At 71.1% G+C, this 18,671-nt stretch carries 15 protein-coding genes; 12 read left to right on the top strand and 3 right to left on the bottom strand.

Going from position 1 to position 18,671, the window contains the following annotated elements; all coding sequences use genetic code 11:
* Positions 1-7 precede the first annotated feature (7 nt).
* Entirely contained in the window at positions 8-997 is a 990-nt protein-coding gene (locus ACZ466_RS51300; RefSeq protein WP_464042239.1) for a thiolase C-terminal domain-containing protein, read from the top strand.
* A gap of 102 nt (positions 998-1,099) precedes the next feature.
* Here ACZ466_RS51300 and ACZ466_RS51295 read toward each other — a convergent pair whose 3' ends face one another.
* Positions 1,100-2,254, bottom strand: a complete 1,155-nt coding sequence (locus tag ACZ466_RS51295) for an acyl-CoA dehydrogenase family protein (RefSeq protein WP_378282840.1) — start codon at positions 2,252-2,254, stop codon at positions 1,100-1,102.
* A gap of 161 nt (positions 2,255-2,415) precedes the next feature.
* Here ACZ466_RS51295 and ACZ466_RS51290 point away from each other — a divergent pair, with 161 nt between their 5' ends.
* From ACZ466_RS51290 to ACZ466_RS51240, 11 genes are all read left to right on the top strand, one after another.
* Positions 2,416-3,585, top strand: a complete 1,170-nt coding sequence (locus ACZ466_RS51290; protein ID WP_378282841.1) for an aromatic ring-hydroxylating oxygenase subunit alpha — start codon at positions 2,416-2,418, stop codon at positions 3,583-3,585.
* Positions 3,582-4,427, top strand: a complete 846-nt coding sequence (locus tag ACZ466_RS51285) for a hypothetical protein (protein WP_378282842.1) — start codon at positions 3,582-3,584, stop codon at positions 4,425-4,427. The genes ACZ466_RS51290 and ACZ466_RS51285 overlap by 4 nt, the downstream gene beginning before the upstream one ends.
* Before the next feature lie 132 nt (positions 4,428-4,559).
* Complete coding sequence (locus ACZ466_RS51280) at positions 4,560-6,080, top strand: class I adenylate-forming enzyme family protein (protein WP_378282843.1); 1,521 nt, start codon at positions 4,560-4,562, stop codon at positions 6,078-6,080.
* Between the two features lie 580 nt (positions 6,081-6,660).
* Complete coding sequence (locus ACZ466_RS51275) at positions 6,661-7,554, top strand: SDR family NAD(P)-dependent oxidoreductase (RefSeq protein WP_378282844.1); 894 nt, start codon at positions 6,661-6,663, stop codon at positions 7,552-7,554.
* 56 nt (positions 7,555-7,610) lie between these two features.
* Positions 7,611-8,849 carry a cytochrome P450 gene (locus tag ACZ466_RS51270; RefSeq protein WP_378282845.1) on the top strand — a complete coding sequence of 413 codons (1,239 nt, stop codon included), beginning with the start codon at positions 7,611-7,613 and terminating at the stop codon, positions 8,847-8,849.
* A gap of 71 nt (positions 8,850-8,920) precedes the next feature.
* Positions 8,921-9,115 (top strand): ferredoxin, encoded by a 195-nt coding sequence (locus ACZ466_RS51265; protein ID WP_378282846.1) that lies wholly within the window; start codon positions 8,921-8,923, stop codon positions 9,113-9,115.
* Positions 9,116-9,774: 659 nt separating this feature from the next.
* Positions 9,775-12,210 (top strand): sensor histidine kinase, encoded by a 2,436-nt coding sequence (locus ACZ466_RS51260; RefSeq protein WP_378282847.1) that lies wholly within the window; start codon positions 9,775-9,777, stop codon positions 12,208-12,210.
* A gap of 35 nt (positions 12,211-12,245) precedes the next feature.
* A complete protein-coding gene (locus ACZ466_RS51255; protein ID WP_378282848.1) occupies positions 12,246-12,644 on the top strand; it encodes a roadblock/LC7 domain-containing protein in 399 nt (132 codons plus the stop codon).
* A 10-nt stretch (positions 12,645-12,654) separates the two neighbouring features.
* Positions 12,655-13,029 carry a DUF742 domain-containing protein gene (locus ACZ466_RS51250; protein ID WP_378282849.1) on the top strand — a complete coding sequence of 125 codons (375 nt, stop codon included), beginning with the start codon at positions 12,655-12,657 and terminating at the stop codon, positions 13,027-13,029.
* A gap of 82 nt (positions 13,030-13,111) precedes the next feature.
* Positions 13,112-13,645 carry a GTP-binding protein gene (locus ACZ466_RS51245; RefSeq protein WP_378282893.1) on the top strand — a complete coding sequence of 178 codons (534 nt, stop codon included), beginning with the start codon at positions 13,112-13,114 and terminating at the stop codon, positions 13,643-13,645.
* Positions 13,646-13,732: 87 nt separating this feature from the next.
* Entirely contained in the window at positions 13,733-15,838 is a 2,106-nt protein-coding gene (locus tag ACZ466_RS51240) for a molybdopterin-containing oxidoreductase family protein (RefSeq protein WP_378282850.1), read from the top strand.
* A 705-nt stretch (positions 15,839-16,543) separates the two neighbouring features.
* On the opposite strand, the gene ACZ466_RS51235 is transcribed toward ACZ466_RS51240, so the two are convergent.
* Positions 16,544-17,437, bottom strand: a complete 894-nt coding sequence (locus tag ACZ466_RS51235; RefSeq protein ID WP_378282851.1) for an HpcH/HpaI aldolase/citrate lyase family protein — start codon at positions 17,435-17,437, stop codon at positions 16,544-16,546.
* A 62-nt stretch (positions 17,438-17,499) separates the two neighbouring features.
* On the bottom strand, positions 17,500-18,366 hold the full coding sequence (locus tag ACZ466_RS51230) for an IclR family transcriptional regulator domain-containing protein (protein ID WP_378282852.1): 867 nt from the start codon (positions 18,364-18,366) through the stop codon (positions 17,500-17,502).
* Positions 18,367-18,671: the final 305 nt, after the last annotated feature.

Raw genomic sequence — 18,671 nt, 5'->3', positions numbered from 1 at the left:
CGGCCCGGTGCTCGGCGCCGATCTCGGCATCCGCGAACTGCGCTGGTCGACCATGGTGTGGGGCGGCGGAGGGGGCGGGGCCGCGGCCGCCGTGACCACCGCCGCCACCGCGATCGCGACCGGCCAGGCCGAGTGCGTCGTCGCCTACCGGCCCATGGCCCAGAGCGACACCGGGCGGCTGGGCTACGCCAAGTACTTCTATGACCACCACTACCTGGCCCACGGTGTCGGCGCGCCCGCACAGGTCTGCGCGCTTCGCACGCAGCGGATGCTGGAGCATGAGGGGGTGCCCGCGAGCGCCCAGCGCGCCCTGGTGCTCGCCGCCTACCACCACGCCCAGAACAACCCGTCCGCGGCGGGCTACGGGCGGCCGCTCGACGAGGAGGGGTACGCCGCCGCCAGGATGATCGTGGAACCGTTCCGGCTGTACGACTGCTCGCGGGAGAGCGACGGGGCGGTCGCGCTGATCCTCGTCTCCGCCGAGCGTGCCCGCGCTCTGCGTCCCGACCCCGCCTATGTCATCGGCGGAGCCCAGGGAGCCCCGGGCGGCTACTCGTCGCAGACCGAGAACGACACCGACTACGCGACCGCGGGATACGGCGAGCGTACCGATTGCAGGGGAGTCGCCGGGCGGCTGTGGGACGCGACCGGGCTGGGCCCGGGCGACGTCGACGTCGTCCAGGCGTACGAGAACTTCAGCGGTGCGGCCGTCGCGTCGCTGATCGACCACGGGCTCTGCCCGCCGGGGCCCGCCGCGGGCGAGGTGCTCACGTTCGAGAACCTCATCGCCCAGGGCGGGCGGCTGCCGGTCAACACCGGCGGCGGCAACATCGCCGACTCCTTCGTCAACGGCATGGGCCTGGCGGTGGAGGCGGTCCGCCAGGTGCGGGGGACCTCGGTGAACCAGGTGGCGGGCGCGAGGACCTCGCTGTTCATCGGCGGGCCGATGGCGCCGCTGGTCAGCTCAGTGCTCTTCGGTCACGAGGAGGTGCTCTGAAGGCGGAGAACGGGCCCGAGGGCCGGGAGCCGCACCACTCGGGCAAGTCGATCCACCTGGCCGGGCGGTGGCCGGCTCCCGGCCCCCGCTGATCGGACGGTGCTACGGCCGTCCGATCAGCTCGCGCTGGATGATCTCCTTCATGATCTCGTTCGTGCCGCCGTAGATGCGCTGGATGCGCGCGTCGACGAAGGCCCTGGCCACCGGGTACTCCAGCATGTAGCCGTACCCGCCGTGCAGTTGCACGCCGGTGTCGATGACGTCGTGCTGGAGGTCGGTCGCCCACAGCTTGGCCTTGGCGGCGTCGGTGGCGGTGAGCGTCCCCGCGTTGTGGGCGCGGACGCAGCGGTCGAGGTAGGCGCGGGAGACCTCCACCGCCGTGCTCAGCTCGGCCAGCCTGAAGGCGGGCGCCTGGAAGTCGCCGATCCGGCGGCCGAAGGCCCGCCGCTGCCGGACGTACTCGACCGTCCACTCCAGCACGGCCTCGGCGGAGAACTGGGCGGCCAGCGCGATGCCGAGCCTCTCCAGCGGCAGGCTGCGCATCAGGGCCGGCAGCCCCTCGCCGACCTGGCCGAGCAGGTTGGCCCCGGGCACCCTGGCACCGGTGAAGAACAGCTCGGCGGTGTCCTGGGCGTGCAGGCCGACCTTGTCGAGCTTGCGGCCCCTGCTGAAGCCGGGCGTGCCGTCCTCCACCACGAACAGGCTGAACTCGCGCGATCCGTGCTCCCGTCCGGTGCGGGCGAACACGATGACCAGGTCGGCGAGGATGCCGCTGGTGATGAAGGTCTTGGAACCGTCGAGGATCCAGTCGTCGCCGTCGCGGACCGCCGTGGTCCCGATGCCGCGCAGGTCGCTGCCGGCGCCGGGCTCGCTCATGGCGATCGCGCCGATCGTCTCGCCGGTGGCGAAGCCGGGCAGCCAGCGCCCGCGCTGCTCCCGGTCCGCGTGGCGCAGCAGGTAGCTCAGCGCGATGTCGTCGTTGGTGGTGAACCCCGACTGCAGCGCCGCCGCGCCGACCCGGGCGATCTCCTGCATCACCACGCACCGGTAGCGGTAGTCGCGCTCGCCGGCCCCGCCGTGCTCCTCGGGGACGGGCAGGCCCAGAACGCCCTGCCTCCCGGCGGCCCGCCAGGTCTCCAGGTCGATGAGCCGATCGGCGTCCCACTGCTCCATCCGCGGCACGACCTGCCGCTTGACGAACTCGCGGACGGTCCGCCGGTAGTCCTCGTGGTCGGTCTCGAAGAGGTCGCTCTCCACAGCACGCTCCCTGGGGCGTATACGGGGTCGGGTCAATCTAACGTTAGTAGGTTTTCGGTTGTCATAAAAGCTGGAAGACGGGCCTTCCGTTCGCGCCATCTTGCCCTATAAATCTCAAGGTATTAGGTTTGTGGGGTAGGCATCCACAGAAGGAGGCGCCCATGGCCCCCGGCGACAGGCAGGACCGCATCGGGCGGCTGCTCAATCTGCTGCGCGCGGACGACACCGACAAGCTCGAGGCGACACGGCCGTTCGGGCCGCGCGAGTTCACCGACCCCGAGGCGGCGGCCAGGGAACGGGACCTGATCTTCGGGCGGGTGCCGTCGATCGTCGCGCACTCCTCGGAACTGGCCCGCCCCGGTGACTTCCTGACCCTCACGATGCCCCGCAACCGGGTCATCGTGGTCCGGCAGCGCGACGGCGGCGTCAAGTCGTTCGTCAACGCCTGCCGGCACCGCGGGGCGCTCCTGGAGGAGCGGCCGTCCGGCCGGTGCCGCCTCTTCTCCTGCCCGTACCACCGCTGGTCCTACGACACCGACGGCAGCCTGCGCTCCGTCACCTACGACCACACCTTCGGCGAGCTGGACCACGCGGCCTCGGGCCTGGTCGAACTGCCCACCGAGGAGCGGCACGGTTTCGTCTGGCTGGTCGACTCGGCCTCGGCCGCGATCGACGTCGCCGCCTGGCTCGGCCCCGAGATGGACGCGGCGCTCGCCGGCTACCGGATGGAGGCGCTGGTCAACTACCGGGCCGAGGGCTTCGACGAGCCGGTCAACTGGAAGATCATGCAGGACGCGTTCCTGGACGGCTACCACATCAAGTTCGCCCATCCGAACACCGCCGGGAAGATCATCCACACCAACGTCCTGGCCGTCGAGGACTACGGCCGGCACGCCCGGTTCCTGTCGCCGCGCAAGAGCATCGACCGCTTCCTGGAGGAGGACCCCGGCGACGCCGACCTCGGCCGCCACGTCACCGAGTCGCACTTCGTCGGCCCCAACAGCACCCTGCTGCGCCAGCCCGACCACTTCCAGCTGCTCACCTTCCGCCCCCATCCCGCCGATCCCGGGCGGAGCCGGATGGAGATGCGGGTCCTGGTCCCGACCGTGGAGGCCTCCGGGTTCAGCGAGGCCGAGTGGGAGAAGCGCTGGAACAAGAACTGGCAGATCCTGCTCGACGTCCTGCACGCCGAGGACTTCCCGCTCCTGCGCGCCAGCCAGACGGCGGTGTCCAGTGCGGACGCGGGCGGCATGGTGCTGGGCCGCAACGAGGTGGTCAACCAGATCTTCCACCGGGAGGTGAGACGGCTCACCGAGTCCGGCACGCGGTGATCGGCACGTTCTGGCGCCGCCACCTGACGGGCGGCGAACTGGAGGAGGCCGAGGACCTGGCCCGCGCCTGCTCCGAGTACGACCAGGAGGCGGGGTTCTCCCGGATCGTGCCGCCGGCCCTCCGCACCGGTGCCCGCCACCTGCTCGTCCGCCTTGACGCACCCGCCGCGCCGCTCGTCGCCTACCTGCACCTGGACGGCGCGGAATGCGGCACCCTGATCGTCCATCCCGACGCCCGTTCCAACGGCGTGGCCACCGCCGTCCTGGAAAGCGCGGGGCTGCCGGGCGCCCATGGCTGGGCGGAGGGGCACCATCCCGCGGCGGAGCGGCTCGCGAGGCGGTTCGGGTGCACGGAGAGGGCGCGGATCTGGCGAAGCGTGCGGCCGCTGTCCGGGCCGCACGCCGCGCCGCTGCCGCCGCCCGCCGTGCCCCTCACCGAGAGCGCCGATCCCGGGCCCGCCCGCCGGTTGTGGCGGGCGGCCGGACTGCCGGAACGCTACCGGCCGCCCGGCGACGGCTCCGCCCGGCTGCTCTATGCCGGCGGTCCCGGCGGCGCACCGGCCGGGTACGCCTGGCTGGAGCGCGGGACCCGGACCGTCGAACGCCTGCGGACGGGCGTCCTGCGCGCCGTCGTCCCCGCCGTCCAGGGCGCCGGTACGGGGTCGGCGCTGGCCGCCGGCGCCCTGGCACTGCTGCGCGACGAGGGGGTCCAGGCCGTGGAGGCGGGCCTGGACCCGGCGCTGCCCCGGGCGGTGCGGTCGGCCCGCCTCCTCGGCTTCCAGCGGACCCAGGACGATGTCCTCTACGCCGTGAGCAAGCCCCGTGAGCTGGGTAAATCCTAAGAATCCCGGCTTGGGTATTGCCAACCTCGGCTAATGCTTTTAGATTCACTGCCGTGTGAGGCAGAGCACATTCCGGGCCGCCCGCCGACGGCGCCCCTCGGATCGAGCCTGCCTGAAGGCAGGGGAGGAGCCATGAGCGGAACGGTCAACGACGCGCTGGTCTGGTGGGCCCGCATCGTCCCCGACGCCGTCGCGGTCGACTTCGACGGCGACGCCGTCACCTACCGCGCGCTGTCGCACTGGGCCGACGGCGTCGCCGCCGAACTGCGGGCCAAGGGCGTCGGCCCCGGCGACCGGGTGGCCATCCTGGGAGGCAACAGCCTGGAATGGTGCGCGGTGGCCCTGGGCGCGTGGCGGCTCGGCGCGATCGTCGCTCCGTTCAACCACCGCATGCTGTCCCGCGAGCTGACCGCGCTGGTCGAGGACTGCGAGCCGGCCGCCGTCTACTGCGACGCCGCCCTCCGGGACCGGCTCGAGGAGGTGCACCGGGCGCGGCCGACGTTCGAGATCGGCGTCCTCGAGGACGTGGCGAGGCTGCGCGACGGCGGCCACGGGCCGGTCGCCGCCCCGGTCGGCGAGCTCTCCGAGCCGACCGCGATCATCTTCACCAGCGGCACGACCGGGCGGCCCAAGGGCGTGATCTTCACCCACCGCAGCATCGCGGGCGAGATGCACGAGTGGGCGCTGATCGAGCCGATCGAGCCGAACGGGCTGCGCGTCCTGCTGGTGCTGCCGCTGTTCACCGCCGCCGGAGTCATCTGGGGCCTGGCCCGCTGCCTGCTGCACGGCGGCACGCTGCTGCTCCAGCCCTCGCTCGCACCGGCCCGGGCGGTCGAGGTGATCGCGGAGAAGAAGGTCACCACCATCACGGGCCCGCCCATCGTCTTCGAGCAGATCGCCGCGGCGCCCGGCTTCGCCGAGGCCGACCTGACCAGCGTCACCACGGCCCACGTCGGCGGCGCGCGGGTGCCGCCGGGACTGCTGCGCACCTGGCAGGAGAAGGGCGTCTCGCTCCGGCAGATCTACGGGCAGACCGAGATCGGCGGCTCGGCGACCGCGATGCCCCGCGACGAGACCGCCGCGCATCCGGAGAAGTGCGGCTGGGGCGGCATCTTCACCAAGATCCGGGTGGTCGACCTCCAGGGGGCGGACTGCGCGCCGAACGTGCCGGGCGAGATCCTGCTGCGCGGCCCCGGGATGATGCCCGGCTACTGGGGGAACGAGCAGGCCACCAGGGAGGCCCTCGTGGACGGCTGGCTCCGCACCGGCGACCTGGGCGTCCTGGACGAGAACGGCTACCTGACCTTCGTCGACCGCATCAAGGACATGATCATCTCCGGCGGGCTCAACATCGCGCCGCTGGAGATCGAGAACGTGCTCCAGGAACTGCCGCAGGTGCGCGAGGTCTCGGTCATCGGCGTGGCCGACCCCAAGTTCGGGGAGACGCCGGCGGCTCTGATCCGCGCCGAGGGCCCGCTCACCGTGGCCGAGGTCGTCGAGCACTGCAATGCCCGGCTGGCCGACTACAAGGTGCCCCGGTACGTGGTCCTCGTCGACTCCGATCTGCCCCGCATGCCCAGCGGGAAGATCGCCAAAAGGCGGTTGCGCGAGACCTACGCCGATCTTCCGCGGACCCACCCCAAGGTCCGCTGAGACGGCGAGCACGCGCGGCACCGCGGATCTCCCGCGAGGGCCTGGCCGCCGTCACTCGCTGCGAGGAAGCCAGGAATCGGCCCGGCGATGCCGGGCTGCCCCTGGCCGGAACGCGGATCCGCATCGGCGCCCCGACCGACGCGACCGCAGTCGCGCCTCCGGCGGTGCCGACGGCCGCTGTGGCCATGCCTGGCTCCGGTGAACTCCTTCGCCTCTCGGACCGGTCGCGAAATCGGTCTCTCGCCCGCACGTGCCGCAGTACCGGAACCGGTCGAATTCCCGAGACGCCTTGACGCTCTAAAACTATAGGCTTAAGTTAAATTCGCAACGCGACGGCGCGCGGGCGAACGGGCGCCGTTCGGCCGGGAGCCCGTAGCGCCGCCGCCCGACAGCGAACCTGGTGCGAGAAGGGGACGCGAGTGTCCAATTCCGACGACGAGGCCGGAAATCGCATCGAGAGGGAATAGGCCGGCTTCGCCGCGGGACCCGGTGCGCAGACGAAGATCCTTATGCCGCCGTTCGGTGTCCATTCTGTCGTGCAGTGTCCAGTTCGCCGTGTGTCGTACCGAGAAGAGGTGCCATGAAACTCGAAGGCAAGGTCGCCGTCATCACCGGTGGCGGATCGGGGCTGGGGCGGCGGACCGCGCAGCTGTTCGCGGCCGAGGGCGCGAAGGTCGTGGTGTTCGACATCCTGGCCGGGCGCGCCGAGGAGACGGTGAAGCTGGTCGAGCAGGCCGGCGGCACGGCCGTCGCCGTGACCGGTGACGTGGCGGTCGAGGCCGACGTCGCGCGGGCCGTCGCCACCGCCGAGAGCGAGTTCGGGAAGCTGGACGTCATGTTCGCCAACGCGGGCGTGGTGTCGCGCGGCGGCGTCCCCTCGGTCGCGGGCGGCGAGCACGTGGAGTTCGAAGACCTCACCGACGCCGACTGGCAGAAGGTCCTCGGGGTCAACCTCACCGGGGTCTTCTACTCGTGCAAGCACGCCGTCCCGGCGATGCGCCGCAACGGGGGCGGCGCCATCGTCGCGACCTCGTCCGCGGCCTCGCTGGTCGCCTACCACAACATCGCGCTCTACAGCGCCACCAAGGCCGGCGTGAACGGCCTCGTCCGCGGCCTGTCGCTGGACCTGGGCAAGTACGGCATCCGCGTCAACGCCCTCCTCCCCACGCACGGGATGTCGCCGAACTTCCTGATGGAACCGGGCGCCCCCGTCGTCGGCCAGTCCTACGAGGAGACGGCCGGCGAGTGGAACCCCGCCTACTCGCCGATCCCGCTGAAGCTGGGCCGTCCGCCGTCGCTGCTGGACAACGCCAAGGTCGTGCTGTTCCTGGCCTCCGACGACTCGGCCTACATGTCGGGCGTCTGCCTGCCCGCGACCGACGGGGGCACCCTGTCACGCGTCGCGATGGTCTTCGAGGAGGACGGCCCGCACGCGGCGGCCGCCGCGGCCGCGGCCGTCGACGGCGGCCAGTAGGAGCGCCCGGCGAACGTCGAACAGGCAACCTGCAGGCAGACGAAGGAGCGGAAAGAATGACCACCGGCATCACCGACGCGCCCGAGCACCTGAGGGTGGACTTCGACATCTACGACCCCTCGCTCGCGGCCCCCGTGGACGTCATGCAGGAGAGGATCGCCGAGCTCGCCGCGCGCGGCCCGGTCGTCTACTCGACGGCGCACGGAGGCCACTGGCTGGTGACGGGCTACGGCGAGGTGCACGAGGTGCTCCGCGACCCGGCGACCTTCTCCAGCCACCCCAACAACCTCGTGGACGCCGGGGCGGGGAAGTTCATCCCCCTCGAACTCGACCCGCCCGAGCACACCGCCTACCGGCAGGCGCTCCAGCCGCTGTTCAACCCGGTCCGCATGAAGGCCCTGGAACCGCGGATCCGCGGGATCGTCAACCGGCTCATCGACGGCTTCGCCGCGCGGGGCGAGGCGGAGTTCGTCTCCGAGTTCGCCCACGAGCTGCCGACGTCGGTGTTCCTGACGCTGATGGGCTGGCCGCTGGAGGACGCCCCGATGTTCAGCGAGATGACCGACATCGCCCTGATGGGCAAGCCGGGAGCGAGCGAGGAGGAGAGCAACGCCGCGCGGCAGGACGCCGCGCAGCGGATGTTCGGCTACTTCGCCCAGGTCATCGCCGAGCGCCGCGGCATGGACGATCCCGGTGACGACATCACGGCGGCGATCATCAACACGCCCCTCAAGGCGGACGGCGGGGAGCGCGTCCCCACCGACGAGGAACTGTCCAGGATGTTCTTCCTGCTGCTCATCGCGGGTCTGCACACCGTGCAGGGATCGCTCGCCTGGGGCGTGATGCACCTGTCGGCCAACCCTGAGCAGCGCCGTGGCCTCATCGACGACCCCGCCCGCGTTCCGGACGCGGTGGAGGAGATCCTCCGCCTGGAGGCGGCGGTCGCCGCCGGGCGCCGCGTCACCCGCGACACGGAGCTGGGCGGCGTCCGGCTCAAGGCCGGAGACCAGCTGCTGGTCCTGCTGGCCGGGGCCAACCGCGACGCCGGGGAGTTCGCGGAGCCGGAGGCGATGCGGATCGGCAGGTCCCCCAACCGGCATCTGGCGTTCGGGTCCGGTCCGCACCGCTGCCTGGGGTCGCACCTGGCCCGGGTGGAACTGCGCATCGCCCTGGAGGAGATCCACCGCCGCATCCCCGATTACCGCCTGGATCCGCAGCGGCCTTCGGTCTCGCACTCCAGCCAGGTCCGCGGAGTCGTCCAGCTGCCGATCGTCTTCACGCCCGAGCAGACCTGACGCTGACCCCGCCCCAGCAAGGCGTGAGAGGGAGGAACGGGCCGATGCCCCAGCAACATCATGCTCCGCGTGTGACGGTTGATCGCGACGCGTGCGCCGGGCACGGACGGTGCTACGAGGCGGCTCCGAGCATCTTCGAGCCCGACGAGGAGGGCTACCCGGTGGTCGTCGCCGAGGCCGCCGACGCCGCGTCGCTGGACGACCTGAGCAGGGCGCGGCGGAACTGCCCCGAGCGCGCCGTCCTGGTCGTCGCGACCGAATCCTGAAGTCGGCGCCGGCAACGTGGTAGGGCAGCCCTCTCTGGACGACCCGGCGCCGTTCTGGCGCCGCTCAACAGCAGGTTCCGGCCCGCCGGACTGCACACCGGCCTGGACGACTCGGGCGCCGGGTTCCTGCTCGACGCCGACGAGCCCGCCGAGGTCGCGGGAAGGGCATCCGCGCTCGGCGCGGCTCCACCTCGCTCCTGGCCCCGCCGCCGTGAGAGGACGGCTCGGATGCGGAGACTCCCGCGGCCGTCCTGGGCGGCTGGGCCAGGTGCCGAGAAGCGCTGCCCGCGCGGCCGGCGAGCAAACGTGGGCGATGAGATTAAAAAGGGCGCGATCATCGAGATCAGGCCGCGTCGGCTCCGATGCCTTCGCCGGTTTCGAGTCGGAGCTCAATGTAGCGACCGGGTAGGCGCAGCGCCCGCGGTCGAGCGACTGGCCAGGAACGGTCACATGCGGGACGGCGAATGCGCTGCCCGCGCACATTGCCGCTCCTGGCGCAGCGTTGCGCGGCTCGGTTGCAGATTGTCGCCCGAAGCGTTCATTGGTGGAGCTCCCGCTCTTCTCGCCGCCACGTGAAGTCACCGCTTGCATTCTATTGGCTTTAGGTGAAACATGTGGCGTCCAGAGCTGTGGGCCTGTCGGATCCATGGAGTTTTCACGTGCCGAAGAACGAGGAAGAAGGCGGTTCCGCCGAACGGGTCCGGTTGCGTCCCGTCGGGCGCCGGATCGGTCTGCTGCTGGTCGTTCCGCTGCTCTCGCTGGTGGGGTTGTGGGCCTTCGCGGCGGCCGTCTCCCTGGGGGCGGCGCTCGACCGGATCGAGTTCACCAGAACCGTGGACGACGTGGCCCGCCCGATCGGGCTGGTGGGCAACGCGCTGCAGGTGGAGCGGACCGCCGCAGCCACCGTTCTCGGGACGCGGGGAGCGCAGGGCGCCGATCAGCTTCGGGTAGGGCAGCGGGGCACGGACGGCGCGTTGGCGGCCTTCCGCGCGAAGTCCCTTCCGGCGGCCGGGGACGTCGCGGACGGCAGGACGCTCCGCTTCCTGCGCGACCTCGACCGCGAGTACGGCAGGCTCGGTCCGCTCCGGGCCCAGATCGCCTCGGGCGGTATCGCGCCCCTGGCGGCCATCGGCCAGTACAACGCCCTGTTCGACAGTACCAACAGGGCGCTGAGCAATCTGGCCACGGCCGATGACGTTGAGGTGCACCAGACCACCCAGACGCTGGTGGACGTCAACTGGGCGCAGGATTTCATGATGCGCGAGGACGCGCTGCTCCAGGGGGCCCAGATCCGTGGAGGGCGCATCCCGGCCGCCGCGCACACCGCCTTCGTCGAGGCGGCCGCCAACCGCCGCCATCTGACGGGCGTCTCGTTCGCGGGCCCGAGCGCCGCCGTGCGCCAGGCCTTCGATCGGCTTTCCCGGTCGCCGCAGTTCGCCCGCTACCAGCGGCTCGAGCAGGCGATCGCGGCCTCGCGCGACCGCAGGGTCTCCGAGGCGACGCTGGCCGAATGGCGCGCCACGCAGCCCGCGGTGATCAAGGAGTGGTGGCAGGGCACCCTCGCCGCCACCGCCGAGCTGACCGAGCAGACCGAGTCGGCCGGCCGGGGCGTGGTGTACCGGCTGGTGCTGGTCGGCGGGCTGGGGCTGCTGGTGGTCCTCGCCTCCGTCGTGCTGTCGCTGAAGTTCGCCCGGGGCCTGTCCCGCGAGCTGCGCGGTCTGCAGAAGGCGGCCCAGGAGCTGGCCCGCGAACGCCTGCCCAGGGTCGTCGCGCGGCTGCGCCGCGGCGAGGAGGTCGCGGTGGCCGACGAGGCACCGCCGATCAGGACGGGGCGCACCAAGGAGATCGCCCTGGTCGCCGACGCCTTCACCACGGTGCAGCGCACGGCGATCGAGACCGCGGTGGGCGAGGCGCAGGTGCGGGCGGGCATCAGCCGGGTGTTCATCAACCTGGCCTGGCGGAGCCAGTCGCTGCTGCAACGGCAGCTGCGGATGCTGGACGCGATGGAGCGCCGCGCCACCGATCCCGACGAGCTGGAGAACCTGTTCCGCCTGGACCACCTGACCACCCGCATGCGGCGGCACGCCGAGGGCCTGGTCATCCTGTCCGGCCAGGAGAACGTCCGGGGCTGGAAGGAGCCGGTCCCGGTGGAGCACCTGCTGCGCGCTGCGCTGGCCGAGGTCGAGGACTACGCCCGGGTGGACGTGATGGCGCTGACGCAGGCGCGGGTGCAGGGGGCGGTGGCCGCCGACGTCGTGCATCTGCTGGCCGAGCTGATCGAGAACGCGACCGCCTACTCGCCGCCGACGACCGAGGTGCTGGTACGCGCGGAGCTCGTGGGCAACGGGCTGGCCGTCGAGGTGGTGGACCGCGGCGTCGGCATGGACCCGGACGATCTGGCGGAGACCAACCGGCGGCTGGCCGACCCGCCGGAGTTCGACCTGGCCGACAGTGACCGGCTGGGGCTGTTCGTGGTGGCCCGGCTGGCCGTCCGGCACGGCATCAAGGTCGTCCTGCAGCGGTCGGCGTACGGGGGAGTGACCGCCGTCGCGCTGCTGCCCACCGACCTGCTGGCCCCTGGTGAGGCGCCCGCCGTGCACGGAGCGGCCACAGGGCGGGAGCCGAGGCAGATCGAGCACAAGGGGGCCGCCATCGGCGGTGGCGCGGTCGCGGCCCTGGCGCCCTCCGGCCCCGCGGAAGGGCGGTTCGAGGTCGACGGGCGGCACCACGCCCCCAGGCCGTCCTCGCCCCCGGTCGCCGTCGCGACACCCGAGTCCGAGGACGCGGGCCACGATGAACGGCCCTCAAAGAACGGCCGCCGGGGCGGGGGCTTCGACGCCGAGACCGGTGGGCTGCCGCGGCGCAGCCGCCAGCGGCACCTGGCCCCGCAACTGCGCGCCCCCGGACCGCGTCACCGCAGGTCGGCGTCGCGTCCCGGGTGGGAACCGGCCCTGGACGAGACACCAGGGGAGAGGCCGGCGGAGCACAACCGCGATCTGCTGTCCTCGCTCCAGGCCGGGTGGTCGGCCGGCCGTGAGGACGACGAGGACGCAACGACGGTGTTCGAGGAACGACTGGACCGGGGTGACCTGTGACGCAGCAACGTACGACCCGACCCACGACGGCGGACATGAGCTGGCTGCTGGACGACCTGGTGGATCGTGTCGATGAGGTGAGGCAGGCCGTCCTGCTGTCCCGCGACGGTCTGGTGATGGGGGTCTCGCGCGGGGTGGGCCGGGAGGACGCCGAGCATCTGGCCGCGATCTCCTCCGGGGTCAACAGCCTGGCCAACGGCGCGCGCGAGCACTTCGGGAAGGAACTGGTGCGGCAGACCATCGTGGAGATGGAGGACGCGCTGTTCTTCGTCTCGTCGGCGGGCAGCGGAAGCTGCCTGGCCGTGTTGAGCGACGCGGGCGGCAATACGGGCATGGTCGCCTACGAGATGACGATGCTCATCAAGCGCATGCGCAAGCAGCTGTCCACCGCGCCCAGGGCGGGCCTGGCCGGCTCGTCGCGCGACGCGACATGAGCGCCCGGACATGGACACGCCGAGAGAACGAAGGCCCGATGCCGACACCGGGCCGTTCGTGCGCCCCTACGCGTTCACCCGAGGCCGCGCCAGGGCCCAGGGCATCCGCCTCGACCTGATCACGATGCTGGTCGCGACCGGCAGGTCGCCCGGGGAACGGGCCCGGCCCTCCTACGAGCAGCGGCTGATCCTCGAACGGTGCCGTGCCCCGGTGGCGCTCGCCGACCTGACCTCCGAGCTGGACCTTCCGCTGGGCGTGGTGCACGTGCTGCTGTCCGACCTCCTCCAGCAGGGACTGCTGGAGGAGCAGCGTTCGGCCCCCCTCGCCGAACGACCGTCCCCCGAAATCCTCCAGAGAGTTCTCGATGACCTCCGCGCCCTCTGACACCCCTTCGTCCCTGTCCGCCTCCGATCCGCTCGGCACCGGTGACTGGCGGGAGTCCCTGCCCGCCGCGGGCGGCCACCATATGGCCTTGAAGATCCTGGTGGCGGGCGGGTTCGGCGTCGGCAAGACCACGCTGGTGGGGGCGGTGAGCGAGATCCGCCCCCTGCGCACCGAGGAGGCGCTCACGAACGCGAGCGTCGGCGTGGACGACCTGCGAGGGGTGGAGGGCAAGACCACCACCACCGTCGCCATGGACTTCGGCCGCCTGGCCTTCAACGACGGGATCGCGCTCTACCTGTTCGGGACACCCGGCCAGGAGCGGTTCTGGTTCATGTGGGACGAGATGGTCTACGGGGCGATCGGCGCCGTGGTGCTGGCCGACACCCGGAGACTGGCCGACAGCTTCGACTCCATCGACTTCTTCGAGCAGCGCGACATCCCGTTCGTCGTGGCGGTCAACTGCTTCGAGGGCGCCCGCAGCCACACGCTGGGGCAGATCCGCACGGCGCTGGACGTGGATCCGCGGATCCCGATCGTGCTGTGCGACGTGCGGCAGCGGGCATCGGCCAAGAGCGTGCTCATCAGCCTCGTCGAGCATGCCCTGGATCTGGCCTAGAAGGGGCGCCTTCCTTGCCTCCGCCCCGTCCGGGGATTACAGTGACAATAATCTATAAGCTTTAGTTTTTGGCGCCCGGAGGCCCTCATGGACGAAGTGCGCGTGCACACCTACTGCCGAGTGTGCGAACCGTCCTGCGGGCTGATCGCGACCGTGGAGGACGGGGCGCTGCGCGCCCTGGAACCGGACCGCGACCACCCCATGTCGCGCGGCTTCGCCTGCCGCAAGGGACTGGCGGGCGTCGACATCCACCACGACCCGGACCGCCTCGACCATCCCGCGCAGCGCACAGGCGGACGGCTCGTCCGCCGGACCTGGGACGAGGCGATCGGCGCCGTCGCCGCCGGGCTGTCGGAGGTCCACCGCCACCACGGCCCCGAGGCCATCGGCCTCTACCTCGGCAACCCGGCGAGCTTCAACAGCATGATCGGGATCGCCCCGCCCGAACTGTTCCAGCGGCTGGGCGTCGAGCGGGTCTTCAGCTCGGCGACCCAGGACTGCAGCAACAAGTTCGCCGCGAGCACCGCGATGTTCGGAACGTCGGCACTGCACCCGCTCCCCGACGTCCGGCACACCGACGTGCTGCTGCTCCTCGGCTCCAACTGGCGGGTCAGCAAGGGCAGCTTCATCTCCATGCCCAACGCCTACCGGGAACTGACCGACGCCGCCGCGCGCGGTGCCCGGATATGGTTCGTCAATCCGCGCGACACCGAGAGCGCGGGCCGCCGGACCGGCACCACGATCCCGATCAGACCCGACACCGACGTCTACTTCCTGGCCGCGCTGCTGTGCGAGATCGAGCGCACCCGGGGCTTCCCCGGCGAACTCGCGGAACACGGCGCCCATCTGGACGGCCTGCGCGCCTTCGTGCGCCGCTACCCGCCCGAACGGGTCGCACCGGTCTGCGGGCTGGACGCGGACCTGATCGCGCGGGTCGCCCGGGAGTTCGCCGAGGCCCCGCGCGCCGCCGCGCATATGTCCACCGGGGTCAACATGGGCCGCCAGGGCATGCTGGCCTACTGGCTGATGACCATGCTGGTGTTCGTCACCGGCAACCTGGACGCCCGCGGCGGCAACATCGCCGGCCGCGAGGTCTACCCCGCCGCCCGAAAGGCCCGCGGCGACCTCGCCGACGACATCGTGAACGGCGAGTTCGGCACCATGCGCCGCGGTCACCTGCCCGGCACCCTGCTGGCCGACTACGTCCTGCACGCGACCGAGCCCATCCGGGCGCTGGTGGTGCTGGCGGGCAACCCGCTGCTGAGCCTGCCCGGAGAGGCCGCCCTCCGCCGCGCCCTCTCCAGGCTCGACCTGCTGGTCTCCATCGACCTCTACCCGAACGCCACCGGCGAGTACGCCCACTGGCTGCTCCCGGCCGCGGACCAGTTCGAGCGCGAGGACGTCAACCTCTCGACGCTCGGCATGCAGCAGCCGGGCACCTTCGTCCACTGGACACCGCGCGTCTCCGAACCGCGCTTCGAGCGCCGCGAGGAATGGTGGATGTTCGCTCGCATCGCCCAGGAGATGGGACTGCCCTCGCCACTGGACGCCCCCGATCCCGAGCAGGTGCGTTGGGGCCGGGTCGAGCACATGCTGCGCGCGGGCGGGCTGACCCGCGAGCGGGTGACGGCCGGCCCCCGCGGCGTCGAGGTCGGCCCGCCCGAACCGGGGACGCTCTTCGAACGCCACGTCCAGACCGCCGACGGGCGCGTCGACTGCCGCCCGCCCTCCTTCGACGCCGCGATCGACCGCTGCGCGAAGATCTTCGACGAACTCGCCGCCGAGGAGCCCGCCACCATCAAACTGATCAGCCGGCGCGACGCCCGCATGCACAACTCCTGGTACGCCAACCTTCCGCACACCAAACGAGGCGACCGCAACCGCCTGGCCGTCAACCCCGCCGACGCCGCCCGGCACGGCATCACCGACGGCGCGCTGGTGGAGATCCGGTCGGAATGGGGGCACACCCAAGCAGAGGCCGAGATCGACCCCGCCCTGCGCCCGGGCGTGGTCTCCATGGAACACGGCTGGGGCCTCCAGCCCGGCCTCCGCCTGTCGCGAGAGCACCCCGGAGTCAACGTGAACGCCCTCATGCCCCACGGCCCGGGAAGCTACGAACCCGAGTCGAACATGGCAAGGCTCACCGGCATCCCAGTGAAACTAACCGTCCGCGACCGAAACCCCGCGTCATAACGGTCACCCACACGCGTTGCCAGGCAGCAAGCCCGCCTGAGTTGGCCTCCGGCCCAGAACACGCGCCTGACCAGGACCTGGTGATTACCGGAGAAGTCATTTCCGTGCATCCGGCCACATCGAACGGAGCCCAACGCTCTGAGGCAGTCCTATCTTTCGGAACTTGATAGCGGATCATGCGGACGCCTTCGGCGTTCCGCCGGGCCACCGCAGTTTCTGCCTGCATACTGAGCTTGAACACTTGATATCGTCATGTTGATCCCCTCAGAGGTGGCACGTTCGGTCGCTGGTCGTCCAATTCCTTCTCTCGGTGCTGGTCAGCCGACCCGACTCGCCGCCCTTGTCGTCGTCGGCGTCGGCCTGATTTACCCGGTAAGCGGGAACGACTGGTACCCAGGTCCTTGGCGAGCTGGATGAGCGGCTTGCCGCCCTGGTGCGCCGGCTCGACGGAACGGCCGCCGGGTGTGGCGAGGGGATGACGGACATCCCTCTTGATGATCAAGGGTGACCTCAGGTCAGGTGTCCGTGCCGTGGGGGGAGCTCACCGTGGCACCGCTCGCCGGCGGCGGCGTTTCCACCAACTTCGCCTTCAACGCCTTGGGCCGCCTCACGACCGTGTTCGGGGAGGTGTCCGGACCCCGGAGCGGCGCGGGCGCCATGAGCAGGAACGGGCTGAATCCAGGGCAGCGGCACCGGAAACGACCGTCATGCGCGTCCCCTCGATGCCAGCAGCGCCCGCGCGCGGGCGAGGTGGGGACGGTCGAGCATGGCGCCGTTGAGACCGATGGTTCCGGCGCCGGGGTTGGCGGCGAACAGATCGACGATCTCTTGGGCCGCCGTCAGTTCCTCCTCGGTGGGCGCGAAGGCCGCGTTGATCACCTCGACCTGCGAGGGGTGGATGGCCAGCATGCCGCGATAGCCGTCACGGCGTACCTTCTCGGCCCGGTCGCGCAGGCCTTCCAGATCACGGAAGTCGCCTTCGATGGTTTCGACGGGTGTCACTCCGGCGGCGGCCGCACCCAGCAGGCACAGGCTTCTGGCCAGCTCATAGGTGAAGCCGTAGCCGCCGTCGGGGTTGCGGTTGCCACCGGCCCCGACGGCATCGGCGAGATCTTCCGCACCCCAGGTCATGGCGACCAGGCGCGGCGCGCCCTTGTAGGTGCCGGCGGTGAACATGGCCTCCGCCGTCTCGGTCAGCAGGGCGATGACTTTTGTCGAACCTTGCTCGATACCGGCGGAGACTTCCAGAGCCGAAAGGTAGTGGTCGAGCAGCTCCACGTCCTCGCGGCCGCGTGACTTGGGAAGCATGATGCCGCCGGGCCGGGCCGGCATCACCGCTGCCAGGTCGGCCAGCGCGTGGGGGCCGTCGAGAGGATTGATCCGCACCCAAAGCCGGCTCCTGTCCTTCACCGGCCGGGTTTCGAGAAAGGCCGGGACCATCGCCCGGGCCGTGCCCTTCTCCGTTTCCGCGACCGCGTCCTCCAGATCGAGCAGGACGATGTCCGCAGGGCAGGCGGCGGCCTTTTCCATCTTCCTTTCGCTGTCGCCCGGGGCGAACAGCCAGGAGCATGCGCTGAAGTTCTCTGCGGTGCGGGTCATTCGCGCCGTGACTCCTCGTGTCGATGCCGTGCCGGTTTCCCCGGGACCTCCGGAGAACCCGATCAGTCGTCGTTCAGACGGAATACCGGTGACAGGGCCTCCGCGGTCTCGAGCAGGGCCGGAACATGCTTGCGCAGGTCCGAGATCATGGTGCGGGCGGAGATCGTGGAGACGCTCACCGCCGCGACCACCCGGCCGTCCGCGCCGGCGATGGGGGCGGCGATGGCGCGCAGACCCGTCTCGAGCTCCCCGTCGACGAGCGCCCAGCCCTGCCGTCTGGTCTCCATCAGCTCGCGGCGCAGGTGCGCGGGGTCGGTGAGAGTCCGCTCGGTGTACTCCTGGAGCGGCTCCTCGGCGAGCCAGGCGTCGAGTTCGCCGTCGTCGAGGTGGGCGAGCAGGGCGTGGCCCATCGCGGTCGCGTGCGCGGGCAGCCGGGAACCGATCCGTCCCCTGATCGTGGTGATGCGGCGGGTGAAGGCGCGGGCGATGTAGACGATGTCCCGCCCGTCGAGCAGCCCGACCGAGCACGACTCGTCGATCGCCGTCCGCAGGTCGTTCAGGACGGGCTGTACCGCCTCCTCCAGGTTGAGTGAGGCGAAGAAGCTCCAGCCGAAGTTCAGCACCTTCGGGGTCAGGGAGAACTGGCGGCCGTCCGCACGGACGTAACCCAGCGACTTCAACGTCAGCAAGATCCGCCGTGCGGTGGGGCGCGTGGTGTTGGTGAGGGCGGCGACCTCGCTCAGCGTCAGCGACGGGTGGGCGGCGTCGAAGACGGCCAGGACGGCCAGTTGCCGTTCGAGCGACTCCAGCGCCTCGGGGGCCTTGGCCGGTCGGGCGGCCGTGGTCGCCTTGGCGGCCTTGGGGGCCCGCCGTGACGCGGCCGCCGGCCGGACGGCCGCCTTGTCGCCGGCCGTTGCCTCGTCGTCCACTGTGGCTCCAGTTCGTCCTCATCGTCGTGGGGATCCGCGACGTCTCCCGCTCGCCGTTCGTGCTGCCGTTCCCGCTGGGCTGCCGTCGCGGCCGGTGTCCGTGTTGCAGTGTACGACCAACTGTTCGCTGGGTGGCACCCGGCCCGGTGGGACTGTCATTACCGCAGGTAGCCTACGTGAACACCGATTTCGGCCACACCGTTGACATCGCGGTCGCAACCGATTTAATGTCGGCCAGCGTACAAACGACCGTTGAGCGAACAAGGGGAGTCGCGAAGACCTCCCACCGGATCAGAGGCGTGGTC

This window comes from Actinomadura rugatobispora, from assembly GCF_055379765.1.
Note: the sequence above shows the minus strand (reverse complement) of the source record. Positions and strands in the feature narration are given on the sequence as shown.